The 1,948-nt window shown below is 73.1% G+C and carries 3 protein-coding genes; 2 read left to right on the forward strand and 1 reads right to left on the reverse strand.

What is annotated here, in order from left to right; genetic code table 11:
- Positions 1-177, reverse strand: a 177-nt coding sequence (locus tag PROKR_RS31765; RefSeq protein ID WP_157602423.1) for a LacI family DNA-binding transcriptional regulator, incomplete at its 3' end; no start/stop codon positions are given.
- A gap of 131 nt (positions 178-308) precedes the next feature.
- Here PROKR_RS31765 and PROKR_RS21355 point away from each other — a divergent pair.
- The gene (locus tag PROKR_RS21355; RefSeq protein ID WP_036967118.1) at positions 309-1,019 is read left to right on the forward strand and encodes a ThuA domain-containing protein; all 711 of its coding nucleotides are present in this window, start codon (positions 309-311) and stop codon (positions 1,017-1,019) included.
- Positions 1,004-1,948: Gfo/Idh/MocA family protein (locus tag PROKR_RS21360; RefSeq protein WP_084800587.1), on the forward strand; the 945-nt coding region annotated here is incomplete at its 3' end. The genes PROKR_RS21355 and PROKR_RS21360, both read left to right, overlap by 16 nt.

Consider the following 1,948-nt stretch of genomic DNA (forward strand, 5'->3'; position numbering starts at 1 on the left):
CGGCGCGTCCCGGCCGGCGCGGCCGCGGTAGCCGAGCTCCGCGACGGCGTCCAGCACGCGGCCGCGGGTCGCGGCCGAGACGTCCGAGCGGCCGCCGAGCACCTTGGACACGGTGGGCACCGTGGTCCCGGCGGCCTTCGCGACGTCCGCGAGCGTGGTCCGACGTGGGTTCGGCATATGACGACGGTAGTGACGGCAGCAGAAGTTGCGCAACTTATTGGGGGTTGATCCGGCAAAAGTACTCAGGTATCAAAGGTGTGCGGCATCCCATCGGACCGCAGTTGCGCAACTTTCGGGAGCGGAGCCCCATGACGACGACGTCGAACACCAAACGCGCGCTGGTCGTGCGCGGCGGCTGGACCGGGCACGAGCCGGTCGAGACCACCGACTCGTTCCTGCCGTTCCTCGCGGAGCACGGCTACGAGGTCCGGGTCGAGGACTCGACGGCGGTCTACGCCGACGCCGACTACCTGGCCGGCGTCGACGTCGTGGTCCAGACCGTCACCATGAGCACCATCGAGCCCGCGGAGCTCAGCGGCCTGATCGCGGCCGTGGCCGCCGGGACCGGGCTGGCGGGCTGGCACGGCGGCATCGCCGACTCCTTCCGGAACAGCTCCGACTACCTGCAGCTCGTCGGCGGGCAGTTCGCCGCCCACCCGCCCAAGGCGCCGCGCGCGGAGCTGGCGGGGGAGGCCGCCGACAACTTCGTGCGGCACACGATCGACATCGTGCCCGGGCGTGCCGACCACCCGATCGTCGCCGGGATCTCCGGCTTCGAGCTGACGACGGAGCAGTACTGGGTGCTGTCCGACGACTACAACGACGTGCTTGCCACCACCACGCTCGCCGCGCGCGAGTTCGACCCGTGGCACCGGCCCGTGACCTGCCCGGCGATCTGGACGCGCCGGTGGGGTGCGGGCCGCGTGTTCGTCTCGACGCCGGGCCACGAGCTCGCCGTCGTCGACCACCCGGACGTTCGCACGATCATCGAGAGGGGCATCCTGTGGGCCAGCCGCTGAGGGTCGGGATCGTCGGGGTCGGGGCGATCGCCGGCCAGTACCTGTCCACGTTCGAGCGGCTGGACGCCGTCCGCCTCGTCGCGGTGGCCGATCTGGACGAGACCCGGGCGGCGGCCGTCGCCGCCGAGCAGGGTGTCCGTGCCCTCACGGTCGAGGAGCTGACGACCGATCCCGAGGTCGACCTCGTGCTGAACCTGACGATCCCCGCCGCCCATGCCGAGATCGCCCTGCGCGCCATCGCGGGCGGCAAGGCCGTCTACGGCGAGAAGCCGCTCGCGGTCACGCTCGAGGACGCGCGCGCGATCCTGGACGCCGGTCAGGCCGCCGGGGTGCGCGTGGGCTGTGCCCCGGACACGGTGCTCGGTACGGGCGTGCAGACGGCGCGCCAGGCCATCGACGACGGGGCGATCGGCCAGCCGGTCGCCGCGACCGCGACCATGATGACGCCGGGCCACGAGCGCTGGCACCCCAACCCCGACTTCTACTACCAGCCGGGCGGCGGCCCGCTGCTGGACATGGGGCCGTACTACGTGACCGCCCTGGTCACGCTGCTGGGCCCGGTCGAGTCGGTGGTCGGTGCCGCGAGCCACACCCGCGCGACGCGCACCATCGGGTCGGGGGCGCGGGCGGGGGAGACCGTCCCGGTCGACGTCGACACGCACGTGACCGGCGTGCTGCGGCACGTCTCAGGCGCGCTGTCGACGCTGGTGATGAGCTTCGACTCGGTCGCCACCCGCGCGTCGAACATCGAGGTGCACGGGCAGGCCGGGTCGCTGGTGGTCCCCGACCCGAACGGGTTCGACGGCGACGTGCTGCTGCACGAGCTCGGCGGCTCCTGGGAGACCCTGCCGCCCAGTGCGGGCTACCGCGGCGCGGGGCGCGGCTACGGCGTCGCCGACCTGGCGACGACGCCGCCCGGGGACGTCCCG

It is taken from the genome of Promicromonospora kroppenstedtii DSM 19349 (genome assembly GCF_000515355.1).
Classification (GTDB): domain Bacteria; phylum Actinomycetota; class Actinomycetes; order Actinomycetales; family Cellulomonadaceae; genus Promicromonospora; species Promicromonospora kroppenstedtii.

Bases quoted from the DNA above. Each gene is read 5' to 3' on its own strand.
- PROKR_RS21355 (WP_036967118.1), top strand. From the start codon at position 309: ATGACGACGACGTCGAACACCAAACGCGCGCTGGTCGTGCGCGGCGGC.